The organism is Desulfomicrobium baculatum DSM 4028 (assembly GCF_000023225.1).
GTDB classification, from domain to species: Bacteria; Desulfobacterota; Desulfovibrionia; order Desulfovibrionales; family Desulfomicrobiaceae; genus Desulfomicrobium; species Desulfomicrobium baculatum.
Map to the genome: position 1 here is coordinate 1,971,833 of NC_013173.1, position 19,111 is coordinate 1,990,943.

The 19,111-nt window shown below is 61.0% G+C and carries 18 protein-coding genes; 3 read left to right on the plus strand and 15 right to left on the minus strand.

All coding sequences use genetic code 11. The features are described from left to right. The first annotated feature begins 235 nt into the window (after window positions 1–235). Window positions 236–2,038 carry a protein-disulfide reductase DsbD family protein gene (locus DBAC_RS08675; protein ID WP_015773912.1) on the plus strand — a complete coding sequence of 601 codons (1,803 nt, stop codon included), beginning with the start codon at window positions 236–238 and terminating at the stop codon, window positions 2,036–2,038. Window positions 2,039–2,126: 88 nt separating this feature from the next. Here the strand turns inward: DBAC_RS08675 and DBAC_RS08680 are convergent, their stop codons facing one another. From DBAC_RS08680 to mqnC, 5 genes are all read right to left on the minus strand, one after another. Further along, window positions 2,127–2,402, minus strand: coding sequence for a GIY-YIG nuclease family protein (locus tag DBAC_RS08680; protein ID WP_015773913.1), 276 nt, complete (start codon window positions 2,400–2,402; stop codon window positions 2,127–2,129). Between the two features lie 3 nt (window positions 2,403–2,405). Next, complete coding sequence (trhA, locus tag DBAC_RS08685) at window positions 2,406–3,050, minus strand: PAQR family membrane homeostasis protein TrhA (RefSeq protein ID WP_015773914.1); 645 nt, start codon at window positions 3,048–3,050, stop codon at window positions 2,406–2,408. A 28-nt stretch (window positions 3,051–3,078) separates the two neighbouring features. Continuing rightward, a complete protein-coding gene (locus tag DBAC_RS08690; protein WP_015773915.1) occupies window positions 3,079–3,708 on the minus strand; it encodes an NYN domain-containing protein in 630 nt (209 codons plus the stop codon). A 74-nt stretch (window positions 3,709–3,782) separates the two neighbouring features. Then, window positions 3,783–5,006, minus strand: a complete 1,224-nt coding sequence (locus DBAC_RS08695; RefSeq protein ID WP_015773916.1) for a M24 family metallopeptidase — start codon at window positions 5,004–5,006, stop codon at window positions 3,783–3,785. Then, window positions 5,003–6,040: a cyclic dehypoxanthinyl futalosine synthase gene (gene mqnC, locus DBAC_RS08700; protein WP_015773917.1), complete on the minus strand. Its 1,038-nt coding sequence runs from the start codon at window positions 6,038–6,040 to the stop codon at window positions 5,003–5,005. The genes DBAC_RS08695 and mqnC overlap by 4 nt, the downstream gene beginning before the upstream one ends. Before the next feature lie 182 nt (window positions 6,041–6,222). On the opposite strand from mqnC, the gene DBAC_RS08705 reads away from it, so the two are divergent. Both DBAC_RS08705 and DBAC_RS08710 read left to right on the plus strand, forming a co-directional pair. Further along, window positions 6,223–6,681, plus strand: coding sequence for a YkgJ family cysteine cluster protein (locus tag DBAC_RS08705; RefSeq protein WP_015773918.1), 459 nt, complete (start codon window positions 6,223–6,225; stop codon window positions 6,679–6,681). Continuing rightward, window positions 6,681–7,406 (plus strand): J domain-containing protein, encoded by a 726-nt coding sequence (locus tag DBAC_RS08710; RefSeq protein WP_015773919.1) that lies wholly within the window; start codon window positions 6,681–6,683, stop codon window positions 7,404–7,406. The genes DBAC_RS08705 and DBAC_RS08710 overlap by 1 nt, the downstream gene beginning before the upstream one ends. Before the next feature lie 81 nt (window positions 7,407–7,487). Here DBAC_RS08710 and DBAC_RS08715 read toward each other — a convergent pair whose 3' ends face one another. The 10 genes from DBAC_RS08715 to DBAC_RS08760 all read right to left on the minus strand — a co-directional run bounded on the left by DBAC_RS08715 (window position 7,488) and on the right by DBAC_RS08760 (window position 19,109). Then, window positions 7,488–9,494, minus strand: a complete 2,007-nt coding sequence (locus DBAC_RS08715; protein WP_015773920.1) for an elongation factor G — start codon at window positions 9,492–9,494, stop codon at window positions 7,488–7,490. Window positions 9,495–9,512: 18 nt separating this feature from the next. Further along, window positions 9,513–10,226: a hypothetical protein gene (locus DBAC_RS08720; RefSeq protein ID WP_015773921.1), complete on the minus strand. Its 714-nt coding sequence runs from the start codon at window positions 10,224–10,226 to the stop codon at window positions 9,513–9,515. A gap of 97 nt (window positions 10,227–10,323) precedes the next feature. Next, window positions 10,324–11,397, minus strand: a complete 1,074-nt coding sequence (gene leuB / locus DBAC_RS08725; RefSeq protein ID WP_015773922.1) for a 3-isopropylmalate dehydrogenase — start codon at window positions 11,395–11,397, stop codon at window positions 10,324–10,326. A 267-nt stretch (window positions 11,398–11,664) separates the two neighbouring features. Further along, window positions 11,665–12,159, minus strand: coding sequence for a 3-isopropylmalate dehydratase small subunit (locus DBAC_RS08730; RefSeq protein ID WP_015773923.1), 495 nt, complete (start codon window positions 12,157–12,159; stop codon window positions 11,665–11,667). A gap of 12 nt (window positions 12,160–12,171) precedes the next feature. After that, window positions 12,172–13,434: a 3-isopropylmalate dehydratase large subunit gene (gene leuC, locus DBAC_RS08735; protein WP_015773924.1), complete on the minus strand. Its 1,263-nt coding sequence runs from the start codon at window positions 13,432–13,434 to the stop codon at window positions 12,172–12,174. Next, a complete protein-coding gene (locus DBAC_RS08740) occupies window positions 13,419–14,951 on the minus strand; it encodes a 2-isopropylmalate synthase (protein ID WP_015773925.1) in 1,533 nt (510 codons plus the stop codon). The genes leuC and DBAC_RS08740 overlap by 16 nt, the downstream gene beginning before the upstream one ends. A 127-nt stretch (window positions 14,952–15,078) precedes the next feature. Further along, the gene (pssA, locus tag DBAC_RS08745) at window positions 15,079–15,837 is read right to left on the minus strand and encodes a CDP-diacylglycerol--serine O-phosphatidyltransferase (protein ID WP_015773926.1); all 759 of its coding nucleotides are present in this window, start codon (window positions 15,835–15,837) and stop codon (window positions 15,079–15,081) included. Between the two features lie 25 nt (window positions 15,838–15,862). After that, a complete protein-coding gene (locus tag DBAC_RS08750) occupies window positions 15,863–16,504 on the minus strand; it encodes a phosphatidylserine decarboxylase family protein (protein ID WP_015773927.1) in 642 nt (213 codons plus the stop codon). A 75-nt stretch (window positions 16,505–16,579) separates the two neighbouring features. Beyond that, window positions 16,580–17,854, minus strand: a complete 1,275-nt coding sequence (locus tag DBAC_RS08755) for a CgeB family protein (RefSeq protein ID WP_015773928.1) — start codon at window positions 17,852–17,854, stop codon at window positions 16,580–16,582. Beyond that, window positions 17,847–19,109: a glycosyltransferase family 9 protein gene (locus DBAC_RS08760; protein WP_015773929.1), complete on the minus strand. Its 1,263-nt coding sequence runs from the start codon at window positions 19,107–19,109 to the stop codon at window positions 17,847–17,849. Before DBAC_RS08760 ends, DBAC_RS08755 begins: the two co-directional genes overlap by 8 nt. Between the last annotated feature and the right edge of the window lie 2 nt (window positions 19,110–19,111).

Below are 19,111 nucleotides of genomic sequence, written 5' to 3' on the forward strand. Positions count from 1 at the left end.
GGGATTTCCCGGCCCGAAATTTTCTCTCCTTGCGCGCCGGGAGTCTTCCACTGGAAGGCTCCCGGCATTTTTCTTGCGGAGAATTCAAAAATAGGTCCCAGAGGTCGGATGGGACCTAGAGGACCTGTTCTTTCAAAAGGAAAAGGCGCTTCCCGTCCTTGCTTCGCGCTGGCAAACCTTTTAAAAGCTACAATTCAAAGGCGCTTTGCCGATTACGTTACAACCCCAAGAGACAATGATATTTCAGCCCAGATTTTTCCTGACATGCCTCATGTTCCTGGCCTTGGCTTTTCCCGCCGCTACGTGGGCGGATGAACCATACCGGATCACGCTTCAGGCCTTTCGCACGAGTAGCGCGGATGCCCCCATACTAGCCGTGCTGACCCTGACCCCAAGCCCCGACTGGCACGCCTACGGCTACATTCAGGGCCCATCCGGATTCCCTACGGAAGTCAGGGCGACACGCGACGGCAAGGCCCTGTCGCCTCTTTATCCACAGCCCACACCTGGTCCGGACCCTCTTGATCCGAGCCTGACCGTGGAGCTCTACGATGGCCCGACGCCGTTTTTTGTTCCTTTGGCCGACGGATCCTCCAAGGTCGTGGTGCAGATCAAGGCCCTGCTCTGTTCCTCGACCACCTGCCAGCCTGTCAAAGAAGAGCTTGAACTCGTGATCACGCAGACAGACGCCTTGCCGCCGGCCGAGCAGCAGGACTGGTGGCCGCGCTTTCTGCAGGCCACCCCGGGCCCGGCCCCGGACCTTGACGTCGAGCCCGTCATTTCCGTCGAAGAGACGCAAACGGCTGCCGTACGGACATTCACGCCCCGCTATTTCGCTCCCGGTCTGGAAGTCCACACCCTCTCCAAGGCGGCCGCCCTGGCCTTTTTGGCCGGACTGATCCTCAATTTCATGCCCTGCGTGCTGCCCGTCATTACCCTGAAGCTTCGCTCCTTTATCCCTGCGGCGGACAGCGTACCCAAAAGCCAGCGGCACGCGTTCCGCACCCACAACCTCTTCTTCGCCCTCGGAATGATGCTGTATTTTCTGGTCCTGGCCGGGATCATCGCCGTCACCGGCATGGCCTGGGGTCAGATTTTCCAGGAGCCGGCCGCCATCATCACCCTGACGGCCATTGTGTTTGCCCTGTCCTTAAGCCTCTTCGGGGTCTATGACCTTCCGCTCATCGATCTGAAAGGAAAAGCCAAAGGCGTGGTGCACCATCCGCGCCTTGAATCCTTCACCACCGGCATCCTGGCCACCATCCTGGCCACGCCCTGCAGCGGCCCGTTTCTGGGCGGTGTGCTGGCCTGGGCCCTGATCCAGCCTCCGGACATCATCGCCCTGGTCTTGAGCTGCATCGGGCTGGGCATGGCCTCGCCCTATCTGGCCATGTCCCTTTTCCCTGGCCTGTACCGTTTTCTGCCCAAACCCGGAGCCTGGACCCTGCATCTGGAACGCATTCTCGGTTTTCTCCTGGCCGCGACCTGCGTCTATCTCTTTGGACTGCTCCCAACTTCGCAGTACGTGAGCGTGCTCATTCTGCTCTGGATCATCGCTCTTGGGGCCTGGATCTGGGGAAAATGGACAGACCTGAACCAGTCCAGAATCCGTCGGTGGTTCGTGCGCGGCATTGCCATCGGTATGGTCGCCTTGGCCGCCGTATTTCTCTTCAGGCCGGCAGGCCACCCGGACCCGTGGGAAAACTTCGACATGGGCCAGTTCGACGCCCTGCGTGGCCAGCAAAACCTGATCCTCGACTTTACGGCGGACTGGTGTCCCAACTGCAAATTCCTGGAAAAAACCGTACTGACGCCGGAAAAAAGCGCCGCATTCGCCGCAGAGCACAACGCCGTGCTCATGCGCGTGGACCTGACCCGCCACGATCCGCAGCTCATGGCCCTGCTGGAGAGCCTGGGCTCCAAATCCATCCCCATCCTGGCCATCTTCTCCAAGAACAACCCAGGCAGCCCGCTTGTGCTCCGGGACATGTTCACCAGCGGCCAGCTCAAAGAGGCATTGGAACAGGAACTGCCCTGAACGCAAAAAAGGCGCTGGTACCTGCCCGCGCCTTTTTTTCTGCCTCCCCAATCAGCCCTTGTCCCACTTTGCCCCTTGGCGAATTGCTTCAATCCGAATCCGGCCAGCGCAGCCTGCCCGCGATCAGCTCTTCCTTGCGGCTTTTCGGCTGCGCCTTGATCCATCTTTCCATTGACAAAGCGGCGGACTTGTCTTCCGCCGGAACTGAAAAGGCAAGCTCCAACGGCCCTCGGCCGCGCAGGTACTTGGCCGCCCTGGGGCCGCCCGAGGCGTGTTCGGCCAGGCGCCGGGGCACGTTTGTGGTGATGCCGGTGTAGAGGCTCCCGTCGCCGCAGCGCAGCACGTACACGAACCAGTCGGACACGGGCTATGAGGGCAGAGTGTGCAGCACCGAGAAGAAATGCATGGTACTGCCCGCGATGACAAAGAGATGCCAGATGGCGTGATTGTAGGGCAGACGCTTCCACACGTAGAAAACGACGCCCAGGGTGTAGGCCAGGCCGCCCAGAGCCAGTAAAAGCAAACTCGTGCCGGACAGGGTGGCGTACATGTCGCGCCCGATGAGCACGCACAGCCATCCCATGCCAAGATAAATGGTCAGGGACAGGCGCTTGAAGCGGTACACGAAGCAGCACTTGAGCACGATCCCGGCCACGGCCAGCAGCCAGACCACGCCGAAAACGGTCCAGCCCACGGTCTCGCGCAGATTGACCAGCATGAACGGCGTATAGGTGCCGGCGATGAGCAGGAAAATGGCGCTGTGGTCCAGGGTTTTCAGAATGCGCTTGGCCCGCGGCAAGGGGATGGCATGATAAAGGGTCGACGCCATATAAAGCAGAATGAGCGTAGCGCCGAAAATGGAAAAACTGACCACGTGCCAGGCGTCGCCCTGGGACACGGCCCGGGCGATGAGCACCACCAGGGCGGCGATGGACATCCCGGCGGCGATGGCATGGGTGATGCTGTTGGCGATCTCTTCACCCAGAGAATACTCGGAAGCAGACTGGTTCATATAATCCTCCATCCCCGGGCCTCGGCCCTCAGGGGTTGTCACCCTCTCCTACCGCATCACGGAAGGAATTGTCCACTTCGGACGCGAAATCGTTGATCCAGTAAATGCGGTCGGCCCGGCACTGCAGCTCCGAAGAGACGCCGTCCCTGAACACCACCAGTTCGATGCTCTTGCCCTGTTCCGAAAGGTGCTCCACGGCGTCGAGCAAATCCGAATCGCCGGAGGACAGCATCAGGGTCTCGTAGTTGCGCTGGTGAATGAGCGACAAGGTGGCGATGGCCACGTCCACGCCCTTCTGGATCTCGTTGAAAACCCGGTGCGTGAAATCTCCGTGCTGATTCTGGCAGCGCAAGGATACCTTCTGCCCGCACTCCTCGCAATAGGCCTTGTCCGCGCGTTGCTGCTTGAGCGTGTAAAACTTGGTGATGATCTTGGGGCCGAAGGGCGGCCCGCTGCGCAGCCAACGGTGAAAATTGTCCTGCCCGTCCGAAGGCGGATTGGGCGTGGAATTGAGATAATAGGCCCGCCAGATCAGTCCGTCCTGCTCCAGATAGTTTCGCAGCCGCAAGTAGCTGAATTCATAGCCGCTACGCACGCTATGCCTTGCGTTGAAAAGATAACCTGCGTCGATAAGCCAGAGCTTGCGTTTTTGTGTCATGAATCCTCGTACATGGTTCCGAAAAATGCCTTAGTAAATGACGTAGCACATCATAAAAACATCCGCCACAGGCGCTAGCTTGGAAAAGTCGGACCAAACCGCTCGCCGGTCAGGCACTCGCCGCCTTTGGGGGTAACCACGAAGGTATTTTCCACGCCGACCATGCCCAAGCCAGCGATGCCGATCTTGGGCTCCAGGGCCAAAACCATGTTCTCCTGCAGGGGGCGGTCGAAGGTGGGGGCGATGACCGGCCACTCGTCGATGGCCAGACCGATGCCGTGCCCCAGGAACCCGACCTTGTTGCGGCCCAGGCCCATGAACCCCTCGCCCATGTCGTTGGCGAGCACGATCTTGATGCAGTCGCGGTACAGTTCCGCCGGGATGGCGCCGGGCACCAGACGGCTGCTCAGATGTTCCTGGATCTGCAGGCAGAAATCCTGGGCGCGGTCAGCCTCCTCGGGAATCACGGATTCATCGGCCCAGTAGATCTGGGTCTTGTCCGTGTGGTAGCCCTCAAGACAAAACCCACAATCAAGGGCCAGGGGCTCACCGCGCTGCCAGACCTTTCCGGCGTAGCCCAGGAAAGGCAGCACCGGATGGGCCCCGCGCAGGCCCAATGGTCCGTTGAACACGCTGGGGTAGTTGGCGGAATCTCCGGCCGAGATGTGGCCGAGAAATATCTCCTCGCCCGCGTTCTGCATGCGCATCATGCCCTGGTGACCGTGCCGGTAAAAAGCGTCCCACACGGCCAGGGCGATCTCTCGCTCGGTCATGCCGGGGCGGATGAGGTCCGGCAGGGTGTCGTTCAATGCCTGGTCGTGACGCATGCCGGCCAGACGCAGCTTGGCCAGCTCCCACTCGGTCTTGACGGCGCGGGTCCAGGCCAGGGCGGTGTCGCCGGGCACCAGATTCACGCCGGGGAGCTTCGAGCGCAAAAGCTCGCCCATGGACCAGGAAAGGCCCGTCATCTCCACCGCGGCCGTGTCGCCCAGAGGCGCATCGGCTTCACGCAGCAGAGCGGGCAGCTGCGAATACGACTTGAACTCCAGGATGCGTTCAAGGGGCGAATCGAGACGCGCGCGCTCCACGCCCTTGCGGCACAGCAGCACGGGCTCGCCGCAGGCGGGCACCCACAGCACCCCACTGGCCCAGACTCCGCTCAGGTGGTAAATGGCCAATCGTGAAAAAACTAGCATGCCCGATGCTTCGGGGCAGAGTTCGCCCATGTGCGTACGCAGTCGGGAGATTCGGTCCTGGGTCTCGGCCAGGGGCATGTGTTCAAGGGAGACAAAACTCATACGGCCTCCTCGCGCAGGGTGTAGTCCATGCTCCGCCGCCGGGGCGTGAATCCCGCGCGCTCGACCAGGGAGCGCAGCTGGGATTCGGGCAGCAGGAAATGCACGCCCGTGGCCGCGACGACATTTTCCTCAAGCATGGTCGAGCCGAAATCATTGGCGCCCCAAAAGAGGGCCAACTGCCCGACCATGGGACCCTGGGTGACCCAGGAGGCCTGGATGTTGCCAATGTTGTCCAGATACAGGCGACACAGGGCCAGAAATTTGAGATACTCGTGAGACGAGGCTTCGGGCATGACCATGCGCGTGTTACGGGGCTGGAAGGTCCAGGGGATGAAGGCCGTGAAACCGCCAGTGCGATCCTGCAGGTCGCGCAGCCGGTCGAGGTGTTCCATGCGCTGCGCGAAAGTTTCGCCCTGACCGAGCATCATGGTCGCGGTGGTGCGCATGTCCAGGCCGTGAGCCGTCTCCATGACGGAAATCCACTGATCCGCCGTACATTTGCGCGGGGAGACGCGGGTCCTGACCTCGTCGTTGAGTATCTCGGCCCCGCCGCCAGGCATGGAATCAAGCCCCGCCCGGCGCAGATCGATCAGGATGTCGGCCACGGGCCGGGACTCTTTTTCGCTCAGATACCAGACCTCCGAGGGTGAAAACCCGTGCACGGCAACACCCGGAAAATGGCTCTTCAACGTGCGCAGCAGATCCGTGTAATAGCCTAGGGGCAGGTCCGGATTCATCCCGCCCTGCAGCAGAATCTGATATCCGCCGAGGTCAACGGTCTCTTGCACCTTGGACAGAATCTCCTCCGTGGACAGGACATAACCGCCCTCCTCGCCCGGGCCCTTGAAAAACGCGCAGAATTTGCAGGCGGAAACGCAGACATTGGTGTAATTGATATTACGGTCGACAATATATGTGACGATCCCCTCGGGATGCATTTCCATGCGACGCTGGTGGGCGAGCCCCCCGAGAGTGAAGACGTCGTTCATATCCCAGACGTATCGGGCCTCGTTCTTGTTCAGGCGGGTGTTCATAAGCTTTCCTTGGATGATGGTGGGATGGCGAAGTGCTAGCGTTTGCCCGGGCGTAAGGTCAAGGGTTTGCAGGAGGGCTGGGGGCCACGCGCAATCCTCCCGGGGACGTTCGACCCCGCGGCTGGAGCCCTTGCCAAACTCCGCGCCTTGTGGTTCAAGTCGGGCCCAAGCACGAGGTGACAATGACCGAATCCGTATTTGACTGCCGCATGTGCGGCCACTGCTGCCAGGGCCAGGGAGGCATCGTCGCCTCGGCCCCGGAACGCGAAAGACTGGCCGCATACCTGAACATGGCGGTCGATGAATTTTGCGCCCGCTACACCGAGGCGCAGGGAAAAAAACTGGTCCTGCGTTGCGGCGAAAACGGCTACTGCGTCTTTTTCGACCCCAAGACCGCCTGCACCGTGCACCCGGCCAAACCGGACGTATGCCGCGCCTGGCCCTTTTTCCGTGGCAACCTGGTCGACCCCGTAAGCTGGGAACTGGCCCAGGAGTACTGCCCGGGCATCAGACCAGAATGCGGACACGCCGAGTTCGCGCGCCAGGGCATCTCCTATCTGGTGGATAACGGACTGACCAAAACGGGCCGCGAAGATGAAGCAAACGCCCTGCGCATCGCGGATCTGACGGAAAAAATCTGATGCGCCTGTCCGAATGCTATTCCCTGCTGGAAGTCTCGCCCGGCGCGTCCCTTGACGAGATCAAAGCCAGCTACCGCAAACTGGCCTTCAAGTACCATCCGGACTTAAATGCCGGAGATGCCCGCGCCGCCCAGCGCTTCAGCCGCCTGAACGAAGCTTACGTGCTGCTCAAGAAAAACCTGGAGACCTCCTCCACGGACAATCGGCGATTCAATGCCGAAACCATCCGCCAGGAGGAAGAAGCCAGGGTCAAGCGCGGCGGCAAACCTGCAGGCGGATTTTCCGCCAAACAGGAGGAGGTGCTGCGGGACATATTGAATGACCCCTTCGCCAAGCAGGTCTTCGAGGACATTTTCAGCAAGCTCAAGCGCGGCGTCCAGCCGGAAGGGGCCATCTCCAAGCCTGTCACGACGAAAAAACTGGACCTCAAATGGGGAGAGCGAGGCGTAAGCATAGATCTCGGCAAGGGCCTCGTGCAGAGCGTGAAGGACTGGGCCGCCAGCCAGCTCGACGACCGCCAGACCGTGCGCATGCCCGCTTTCAACCTCATCCCCGGCACCACCCTGCGGGTCCAGATCCGGCACCGCTTCAACGCCGAACCCCGCACCATAGACGTAACCCTGCCTCCGGACTTCGTGGTCGGCAGGCCCATCCGCCTGAAAGGCATGGGCAGACGGCTCGGACCATGGCGGGGGGATTTGTATCTGCGGCTGCTTGCGGTTTGAAAACGGCCCGTATGGACCAAAAGGTCCAGATCATGCCATTTCGTATTTGAAGCCGCACATCGAAGCCAAAAACCCGAGCCCTTACCCTACCACATCATAGCGGCTGAAAACCAGCGAATAGAACGCCTTGCCCTTGGTTCGCGACCTGAGCTCCGTGGAAAAACCGAAAAGCTGGCGCATGGGCGCCGTGGCCGTGATGCCGGATTCGAAATCCGAGGCGCGTACGTCCAGGATGCGGGCATTCTTGGCCCCCAGAAGGTTGACGCAGTCACCGACATATTCCGGGGGCATGCGCAGCTCAACGTCCATGATCGGCTCAAGCAAAACCGGCGAGGCCTTGACAAGGGCCGATTTCATGGCATCCAACGCGGCCATGCGGACTCCCAGATCCGTCAGACCATCCTCAAACGGAGCGATCTCAAGCAAGGTCGCCTCCACATCAGAAACCAGACAGCCCTGAAGCATCCCGGCCTGCAGCGCGTCTTCCATGGCCTTGAGCGCGATATCCGCATGGTTCGTGGCAGGGAGCGTGGTCACGCAGCGGTTGCCCTGACCTCGCGGTGCCGGACGCACCGTGACCCGGACCAGGGCGCGGTGCTGCTGATCACCGATGAGCTTACGGCAGCTCCCCTCGCCCGTCGCATCGGCGGCAATGGTCTCACGAAAAATGACCTGCGGATTCCCGTAACGAAAACTCACCCCGCTCTCGCGGCGCAGCCGCTCCAGTACCACCTCCAAATGCAATTCGCCCAGGCCCGCCACGATGAGCTGGTCCGTGTCCTCGTCCGTGAAGGATTGCAGGGTCGGATCTTCGATGCAATATCTTTGAAGCAACGCTTGAAGTTTGTCCGTGTCGCTGGCGCTGCCCGGCACCAGGGCCACGTTCAGCACCGGCTGGATGATGTCGATGTTCTCCAGGCGCAGAGAGGCTTTTCCGGAAAAAAGAGTGTCTCCGGTGATGCATTCCTTGAGGCCCGTGGCCAGGACAATCTCTCCGGCCCTGGCCTCGGGGATGGGTTCGTGCCGGTTGGCGTGGACCGTGTAAAGCTTGTGGATCTTCTCGAAGCGCTCCAGCCGTGAGTTGTAGACCGCGCTGTTCTCGCCGATGCGGCCGTTGTAGACGCGCATGAAGATCTTCTTGTGCGCACCCTCGAAAAGCACCTTGAACACAAAGCCCACAAACTGGTCCGCACGCACGTTCTCCGCTTCCATGCGCTGCAGCACATGGGCGTGGGAGTGCGACTCCACCGGAGACGGCAGAAAATGCACGACCCCGTTCATGAGCGGCTGCACGCCGATATTCTTGAGCGCGCTGCCGCAATAGACCGGCACGGCCTGCCCCGTCAGGGTCGCCTTGCGCAGGGCGGCCCGCAACTCAGCTTCGTCGATGGCTTCATCGGCCAGATAGCGCTCCATGATCAGGTCGTCGAAATCAGCTGCGGCTTCTATCAATTCCTTCCGCCGGGCCTGCAGGACTTCGCGGTCCCGGTCCTGTGGTTCATGCTCATGCACCGTGGCGCCCTGATCGCTTGCGTCAAAGACCAGAGTCTTGCCGCGCAGGAGGTGCAGTACCGCGCCGTCCAAGCACGCGGAAGGAACAGTCACAGGCAGCGGCCTGACCGCAAGACGGGCCTGGATATCCGAGACCACCCGCCAATAATCAGCACCGGGGCGGTCGGTCTTGTTGACGAAAACGAGCCTGGGCAAGCCATATTTGCCTGCCTGCCGCCACACCGTCTCGCTCTGGGACTCGATGCCGTTGACCCCGCAGAAGACCACCACCGCGCCGTCGCAAACCCGCAGGGAGCGTTCCACCTCGACGTTGAAATCCACGTGACCGGGAGTGTCGATGATGTTGATCTGGCTGTCATTCCAGGCGATGGACGTGCAGGCCGAGGTAATGGTGATGCCGCGCTTCTGCTCTTCCTCAAGATAGTCCATGGTCGCGTTGCCGTCGTGGACTTCGCCGAGCTTGTGGATCTTGTGCGCGTAAAAAAGCAGGCGCTCGGTCAGGGTGGTCTTGCCGGCGTCGATGTGGGCGATGATGCCGATATTGCGCGTGGAGGAATCGATGTCGTGTTTTTTCATGAGTTCAGTTGAGTCGGGTTAGGAGTAGGAGGACGTGTACTGGCGGAACGTGTCGGGACAGATCACGTCCCAGACCCAGCATCCAAGCAGACGCTCGGCCATGACCACGGGCGCGCTTTCGGGCTCGCCGCCATAGCTGATGTAGGGGCGGCCCGTGGTCGCGACCTCGGCGGTGACGACCTTGTAGGCCTGCGCATATGGACTGTCGGGCAGACGCAGCTCCACCCCGTATCCTGCCGGATCAGGGCGCAGCATGCGGGAATACTCAAGGTTCAATCCGGCCAGATCGACGCATATCCCGGGGCCGCTGCCAGCAAGAAGATTGACCATGGGCTGCGGATCGGAACGAAAGACCTGGTGCGCGGACAAAAAATCGCACCCGAACAAAAGCGGGTCGGTCACTGGCCCGCTGACATGCACGACCAGGCCCTGCGCCTTGGCCACCAGAGCCTGCACTATGGCCGAAAAAAAAGCCGGCAAGGGAAAACGGCGCACGTCCACCGCGAAAAAGGCCCACTGCAGCGGCTCGCACCGCAGGGAATGCTCCACGTGACCAAACCGCCGGATCTGCGATACCGGCTCGGTCCCATTCTGAGCCAGGGCATAGGCAAAACTCACCGCGTTCTTGATCACCGATTTTTGCACAGCCGGACAACGCTCGTACGCCTCGCCAAAAGCATCGTCGTCAATATCCGGTACAAATCCGTTCTCCGCCAACAGCTCTTCGATCACCTTCAAACTCCTTGCAAAAAAAATGGGCAGGCCATGCATGACCTGCCCGACATTTCCATATTTCAAGGCGTTGCACAACAGGGCGCAGCCCGAAAGTTCAGATCGCGCCCAGCACCAACGCGCCCATTTCCGAACAGCCGACTTTTTTGCCCTCGCCCACGAAGATGTCGCCGGTGCGAAAACCCTGGGCCAGCACGCTCTTGACCGCCGCGTCGATGGACTCGGCCTCGGCCTCCAGGCCAAAGGCGAAGCGCAGCATCATGGACACGGACAGGATGGTCGCCAAGGGGTTGGCGATGTCACGGCCCGCGATGTCCGGAGCCGAGCCGTGGATGGGCTCGAACAGGGCCGGTCCGCCGGAACCCATGGAGGCCGAGGGCAACATGCCGATGGAACCGGTGATGATGGAGGCCTCATCGGAGAGGATGTCGCCGAAAAGGTTCTCGGTCACGATGACGTCAAACTGCGAAGGGTCGCGGATGAGCTGCATGGCCGCGTTGTCCACGTACATGTGCGACAGTTCCACGTCCGGATACTCGGCCGCCGTGCGAATGGCCACCTCTCGCCACAGCCGCGACACGTCGAGCACGTTGGCCTTGTCCACGGAGCACAGCTTCTTTCCGCGCTTGCGGGCAATCTCGCAGGCCACGCGCACGATGCGCTCGATCTCGGACTCGGAGTAGATCATGGTATTGAAGGCCGCCCGCTCGCCATTCACCACGGTCTCGCCGCGCGGCTCGCCGAAATAGGCGCCGCCGGTCAGTTCGCGCACGACCATGATGTCAAGGCCCTGCCCGATGATGTCCGGACGCAGATACGCCGCCGCCGCCAGCTCCGGAAAGAGCACGGCCGGACGCAGGTTGGAAAAAAGGCCCAGGGCCTTGCGGATGCCGAGCAGCCCCTTTTCGGGGCGGATGGCCGGATCGATGGTGTCCCATTTGGGGCCGCCCACCGCGCCCAGCAGCACCGCGTCCGCCGCCTTGCAGGCGGCCACAGTCGCCTCGGGCAACGGGTTGCCCACGGCGTCGATGGCCGCACCGCCGATGAGCGCGCTCTCGGTTTCAACTGTGTGGCCGAACTTTGCCGCCACCTTCTCCAGCACCTTCACGGCCTGGGTCACTATCTCAGGGCCTATGCCGTCGCCGGGCATGAGGCAGATTTTCATGTTCATTGCAAACTCCTATATATAAGCATGCCTTCGGCGGGCAGGGGGCGCGCCCCCTGCACCCCATTCATTGGGGTGGGGGGAAGCCCGGGGCTCGCTGGTAGGGCGTGCCGAATGGGTCTATCTGACTGTTGAAAAATTCAAAATTCGCAGGCCGTTCAAAAATGGTGAGATGCAAGGAAGCGGAAAAAGCTAGGACGCGCAGTCATGCGCATACATAAGCGGTCTGGCTTTTTTCGCTGACGCAGCAGATCGCCGTTTTTGGGCGGCCTGCTATTGCGCCACCTTGCGCTTGACGTACTCCACCAGACCGCCGCCGGAGAGCATTTCCATCATGAACGGGGCCACGGGGATGAACCCGATGGTCTCGCCGGTGGTCAGGTTCTTGATCGTGCCTGCGGCCACGTCGATCTCAAGTTCGTTTCCTTCCTTGATGCGCTCAATGTCGTCGCCCAGTTCCAGCAGCAAGAGGCCCATGTTGAACGAGTTGCGGTAAAATATGCGGGCGTAGCTGCGGGCCAGAACCACGGGAATGCCCGCGCCCAGAATGGCCAGGGGCGCGTGTTCGCGCGAGGAGCCGCAGCCGAAATTGTCGCCCGCGACAAGGATGTCGCCCTTCGTTACGCGCTTGACCCAGCCGGGCTCAAGCCCTTCGAAACAGTTCTTGCCAAGCTCGGCCGTGTCGGCCGTGACCAGAAACCGGGCCGGGATGATGGCATCGGTATCAATATTGTCGCCCACAACGTGGGTTTTACCTTTGAATGTCATGACTTCTCTCCTTTAACCAAGTTTGGCCGGATGGGTGATGAACCCGGTCACGGCCGTGGCCGCCGCCACCGCAGGGTTGGCCAGGTAGACTTCGGACTGCAGGCTGCCCATGCGTCCCTTGAAATTGCGGTTGGTCGTGGCTAGGCAGCGCTCGCCGCCGGCCAGAATGCCCATGTGTCCGCCCAGGCACGGTCCGCAGGTGGGCGGGCTGATGATCGCCCCCGCGTCGAGAAAAATGCGCAGCAAACCTTCGTCCAGAGCCATCGAATACGCGCCGGGCGAGGCGGGGATGACGATGAAGCGCACGCCTTTGGCCACCTTGCGGCCCTTGATGATTTTGGCGGCCTCGCGCAGGTCGCTGATGCGACCGTTGGTGCAGGAGCCAAGCACGACCTGATCCACGCGCACGTCGGAAACCTCTTCCACCGGCCGCACATTGTCCGGCAGGTGCGGACAGGCGATCTGAGGCGAGAAGGAGGACACGTCGAAGGTCATCTCCTTCCAGTAATGCGCGCCCTCGTCGGCGGCGATGGGGCTGTCGCCCATGCGGCCGTGAGCCTGGCAATAGGCCAGGGTCTTTTCGTCGGCAGCGAAAAGCCCGGCCTTGCCCCCGGCCTCGATGGCCATGTTGGCCATGGTCATGCGCGCTTCCACGGAGAGCCCCTCAATGATCTCGCCACCGAACTCCAGGGCCTTGTACAGGGCCCCGGCCACGCCGGTCTGACCGATGGTGAAAAGAACAAGATCCTTGCCGCCGACATGTTCGGGCAGCTTGCCCGTGAAGTTGACACGGATGGTCTCCGGCACCTTGAACCAGGTCTCGCCCAGGGCCATGGCTGCGGCGATGTCCGTACTGCCGAGGCCCGTGGCGAAGGCGCCGAGCCCCCCGTAGGTGCAGGTGTGGCTGTCCGCGCCGACCACGATGTCGCCGGGTCCGACCAACCCGTATTCGGGCAGGATGGCGTGCTCGACACCGACATTCCCGCCTTCGTAATAGTGGGTGATGTCCATCTCGCGGGCAAAGTCGCGCACGACCTTGACCTGCTCGGCCGAGTCGATGTCCTTGTTGGGGGTGAAATGGTCGCAGACAAGGGCCACCTTGTCCTTGTCGAAGACCTGCTTCACGCCCATGCCCCGGATGGACTTGATGGCGAGCGGCGCGGTTATATCGTTGGCCAGCACCATGGAAACGCGGCACTGGACAATCTGTCCGTCCGCGGTGATGGGCTGGTCCGTATGCCTCTGCAATATTTTCTGTGCTAAAGTCTGGCGCATATGCTGTCCTCCTGTCTTTTGGCCAAGCGGTTCAGGGCGTTCAGATACGCCTTGGCGCTGGCCACGATGATGTCCGCGTCGGATGCGCGGCCCACCGAGGTTTTTCCGTTCTCTTCTATCTTAACGGTCACCTCGCCTTGGGCGTCGGTGCCGCCGGTTATGGCGTTGACCGCATACCGGATCAGTTTGGGGCTACGCCCCACGACCTTGCCGATGGTGTTGAACACGGCATCGATGGGGCCTGTCCCGAAATCCGAAAGAATGCGTTCCTCGCCGTCCACATACATTTTGACCACCGCGTTGGGGATGGCCATGTTGCCGCTCAAGGCGCTCAGATATTCCAGGCGGTACTTGTCGGGAAGGCGGAAGATCTCGTCGAGGACCACGGCTTCCAGGTCTTCGACGAAAATCTCCTTCTTGCGGTCGGCCAGTTTTTTCATGGCCGTGAACACAATGCCGAGTTGTTCCTCGTCCAGGCGGTAGCCGAGGTCTTTCAATCGCTTGTCGAAGGCGGCGCGGCCGGAATGCTTGCCCAGAACCATGTCCTCTTCCTGCCGTCCCACGGACTCGGGCGTCATGATTTCATAGGTCTGACGATTCTTGAGCACCCCGTCCTGATGGATGCCGGATTCGTGGGCAAAGGCATTAGCACCGATAATCGATTTGTAAGGAGGTATAGGCTGACCGATGATCAAAGACAAGAGCCTGGTGGAGGGGAAAATCTGCTCTTTTTTGATATTCGTAGTCAACTGGTAGAAATCCTTGCGCACGTCCATGGACATGACCACCTCTTCCAGAGCCGCGTTGCCCGCCCGCTCGCCGATGCCGCTCAAAGTCACCTCGGCCTGACGCGCACCGGCCTTGAGCGCGGCCAGCGTATTGGCCGTGGCCAGCCCCAGATCGTTGTGGCAGTGCACGGAAAAAACGGCCTTGTGGCTGCCCTTCACGTTTTCAATCAGATATTTGAGCAGTTCGGCAAATTCCTGCGGCTGGGTGTAGCCGACTGTGTCCGGGACATTGATGGTCGTGGCCCCGGCCGCGATGACCCGCTCGAAGACCTGCGCCAGAAAGGGCCAGTCGGAACGGGAGGCGTCCTCGGCGGAAAACTCCACGTTGGAGGTCTTGGACACAGCGTATTTGACGGCAGCCTCGGCCATGTCCAGAACCTCGTGCCGCTCCTTGCGCAGCTTGTACTTCATATGAATGTCCGAGGTGGCCAGAAAGGTGTGGATACGGGCCTGGGGGTTGCCTTTGACCGCCTCCCAGGCGCGATCGATGTCGCTGGGCAGCGCCCGGCAAAGCCCGGCCACCTGACAGTTCTGCACGGCCAGGGCGATGTCGCGCACGGCCTCGAAGTCGCCCTGGCTGGCCGCCGGGAAACCGGCCTCGATGATGTCGACGCCGAGTATTTCAAGCTGCCGGGCCAGGCGCACCTTTTCGTCACGGTTCATGGTTGCGCCGGGTGACTGTTCGCCATCACGCAAGGTTGTGTCGAAAATGAAAATTCGTTCTGACATGATGCACTCCTTCTGGTGGATGATGTATAATCGATTATTTTTATAAAAAATCGCAGCTGATCCTGGCTGACTGTACGCCGGGATGGCCGTTTCCTGCAAACGATGCTGAGGGGGTTACGTGTTTCCTTTACGAGATCTTGTGAGAAGACTCTCGTAGGAAGGATTTCCCGCGTAGGGGCAAAAAGAAGTAGGTGTAGATGAGACCGGAAATAATGTAACCAATGAAAAACACAAAGCTCAGAAGCTTTGGTTCGGAAGCGACGAGCACGAAGACAAGCAATGCCGTGACCGTGGCGCTGAAACGGTGCGCGCGAATGACTTCGGCATCCTTGAAGGAGGCGTAGCGGACATTGCTGACCATCAGAATGGAAACCAGAAAAGCCAGTCCCAGCGTAATGCCGGGCACCAGTTCGGTCATGGTTTCGGGAATGTAGGAAGAAAAGAGAACAAAGGTCGCGAGGGTGCAGGCCGCAGCCGGAATGGGCAGACCGATGAAGAACTTCTTGCTGATCTTGCCCGTCTGGATGTTGAAGCGGGCCAGCCTGAGCGCCCCGCAAGCCATGACCAAAAAGGAGGCCATGATGCCCAACCGACCGAATTCAAAAGTATTCCACTGGTGAATCATGACGGCCGGACCGACGCCAAAAGCGATCAGATCGACCAGAGAGTCCAGCTGAACTCCGAAATCCGAGGCCGAATTGGTCAGTCGCGCCAGCTTTCCATCCAGTCCGTCGAAGACGCAACTGACGATGATGGCCACGGCCGCCATCTCGAAACGACCGTCGATGGACCACAGAATACCCATGAACCCGGCCAGCAAACTGGCCATGGTCATCATGTTGGGGAGCAGATAGTATCCCCGATGCTTGGGCTTCAAATGTTCCATAAACGGTCCTGAAAAAAGCTCTTTTTTATTTTTTGCGGGCCAAAATCGACTGCCCGGCAAAAACCTTGTCACCAATTCGAACTATTGGTTCATACTCTGCAGGAAGGTAAAGGTCAACTCTTGATCCGAACTTGATTAGTCCGAAACGCTGACCCCGGACCAGAGAGTCGCCCTCCTCGCCCCAGCAGATGATGCGCCGCGCGATGAGCCCGGCGATCTGGACCATGGTCCAGGACCGGCCGTCACCGTCTTCGATCAGGAGCGAGTTGCGCTCGTTGTCGGTGGAGGCCTTGTCGAAGGATGCGTTCAGAAATTTTCCGCCAAAGTAGGAAATGCGAGCGATGCGGCCGGCCACGGGCATGCGGTTCACGTGCACGTTGAAGACGTTCATGAACACGCAGATCGCCGTACGGTCCTCGCCGGTCATGGGGTCACGCATGGTCTCGACCTTGATGACCTTTCCGTCGGCCGGAGACACGGCCACGCCCTGTTCCTGCGGGACCACGCGTTCCGGGTCGCGGAAGAAATTGAGCACAAGGAAAAGGGCCACAAGCAGGACAGTCGCCATGAACCAGCAGTCGAGCAGCGCGAAGGTCAAGGTGGCGATGGCGGTAAAGAAGATAAAGGGCAGGCCTTCAAGAGAAAGGCCGATGGACGGCTTGTACATGAGAACTCCTGGTCAATTATTGGCAATGGCTTGACTACTCGCGGGCGCCGCGAGTTTCAAGCCAATTTTTCGTGGTTATTTCCCCGGCCGTGGGCCAGCGTACAGTTTTTTCCATTCATCAAGAAAGAGGATGGCGGTTTCCAGACGATCAAGACGGCCTTCCCGGCTACGCACGGCCCAGACCAGATCCTCGAAACTCACCGTGGGCGCAAGGCTCAAGCGCGCCAGAAGGGCTTCCACTTCCGCGCGCAGGTGCGGCGCGATCTGAGCACGCCAATCCTCGGGCTGGATTTCCTTGACCTGCATGAACGCCGAGGCGTGCTGCAAAAGGGTTTGCATGCGGTGCGCGTAGGTGTGCTCGGCCAGAACCCTGGCCTGCCCCCTGGCCGCGACCTCGGACCGGGCCTCGGGGTGGGCCAGGTAAAATTCGATGCTTTGCCGCAACTCGGCCATGTCGGAAAATAGGGCCAGCTCGCCATCGGCGAAAAGTTCGGACAAAAGTGCCCGCCGGTCCACCAACTGAAACGCTCCGCAGGCCGCGAGCTCAAAGGTGCGCGGGTTGACGAAATCCCCGTCCCCGACCAATACGCCCGGCCTGACGGAGGAATGCAGGTTCACGTTGATGGTCGTGGCGTTGAAGATGCGCACCACCTCATCGGTATCTATGCGTGCCCCTTCCCGTTGCAGATAGGGAGCAAGGGTCGTCTCCCCGTCCCAGTCATTGCCCCAGATGCGCAAGGCATGCCCGGTCAGTTGCCGGAAAGCCAGTCTGCGATTGGGATAGCCCGCGCCCACAAAGGATATCTCGCTGCCGTACTTGCGCCGCTCCACGGCGGAGAGTTCGAGGGGGCGATGCACTCCCGGGTCGGCGGCCAAAGGAAGGTAGAAGGAATTGGGCTGTCCCAGGGCCGCGAGCTGCTGCGCGAAATCACCTTTCTGGATGACCGCGAACAGGTCGTAGAAGGGCGCAAAGGCCTTCCAATACGGAAAAACCTCGCGGTCCTCCACGAACCACATGGCCGTGGGCACCTTGTCGCGTCGCAGGCGCTTCAGTGCCTGCCGCGACAGGGGCGCCTGGGCCATGGCCAGGACCAGATCCGGACCAAAGGCCTCGACCTTGGCCAGGATAGCCTGGGACACGACCTGCAGGAAGCTGTTCTCCAGATAATCAAGGCGGTCCGTGCCCACGCGCAAGGTCTTCAGCGCCGAAAAGGCTCCAAAAAAATCCGGGGCCTCGAAATATTCCACCACATGCCCAAGCTCCCGCAGGGCATTGCCGCAATAGCGTCCAATGGGCAGGGAGCCGCCGTACATGGGCAGCACAACCAGAATTCGCCGAGTCTCAGTCATGGGCCCTTCCTCGCAGTGTTTGGGGCAGCATCCAGTCCCGCTCCCGCATCCAGTTCTCCTCCGGCAAGAGTTCCGCGCTGTCCGGCATGCGCACCCCGGCATAGGCGGCGGCCATGGCCCTGAAAGCCCTGCGCCGCGCGGCTGCGGGGTCCAATCCGGCGACAGCGGTAAAAATCAGGCCCAACTCGTCGAAGCCGCTCGCCATGATCGCGCATCCGGGAGCAAGCTCCCGGGTCGTGTGGCCGCTGACATGGCGCAACACGGACGGATCGCCAAAAACCCGGCGACAGGAGATCCCGTGCGGACAGGAGGCGGTTTCCAGACAGGGCGCGCACTCTTGCGTGGCCTGCAGCACCAGATGCCCCCGGCCATAAGGCCCGGTCTCGTGACACCAGGCCGAAGAAAGAAAAAACGCCAGCACCGGCACGCCCAGGTGGGCAGCCAGATGCATGGTTCCGGTGTCCGGGGAGACGAGCAGATCGAGTCCGCTCACGGTGTCGTGGAGCTCCTGCCAGCCGGTACGGCCGACCAGGTCGCGAACCTCTCCCCGGAGCGTCGCGGGCAACAGGGCGGCAAGCTCCTTGGCGGCCCGCCGCTCCCCTCCGGAGCCAAGCAGGTAGACGGGACCGCGCCCGACACGGCCGAAAGCGGCCTGGACAAGGGGGGCCAGCATCCCGGCAGGAAGGGATCTGCGCGCATTCTGCCCCGCCATGACCACCCCTATCCCGCCGCCGCGCGGAGCCGCATCGGGATTGACCAGTTCCGGAAGGACCGGCTGCTCGGCGTAGAGCCCCCAGACGTCAATCAGATTGAGGCCGGTCAACGCCCGCGCCCTGGTCCAGCGCATGACCTGGTCGGGCCAGGAGTCCACGAGTCGCTGCCCATGATGCCAGCGGTATCCGCGAACCGCGGAACATGAAAACATCCCGGCCAGTGCGAAACTCGGCCCGGAAAAATTGAGATTGTAGACGCGGTGGAAATCAAGTTCCATGACGCCGCCCAGATCTTCATGTACCTGCGCCAGAATATCGGGGCCATGCGTACCGTGGGCGGCGATGCCGTGTACCTGAGTCCCCGGATAAACGATGTGGGCCAGGGCTTTGAGGGAGCTGTCCACCAGCAAATGCACCTCGCCGCCCAGCTGCAGGGATCGCAGCAGACGTTTTGTCTGGAGCAGGTCGCCAAACCTCGCCAGCTGAATGACCAGATACTTGGGAACGGACTGGCCGCGCATATCGGAATCGCCGGAATTCATGG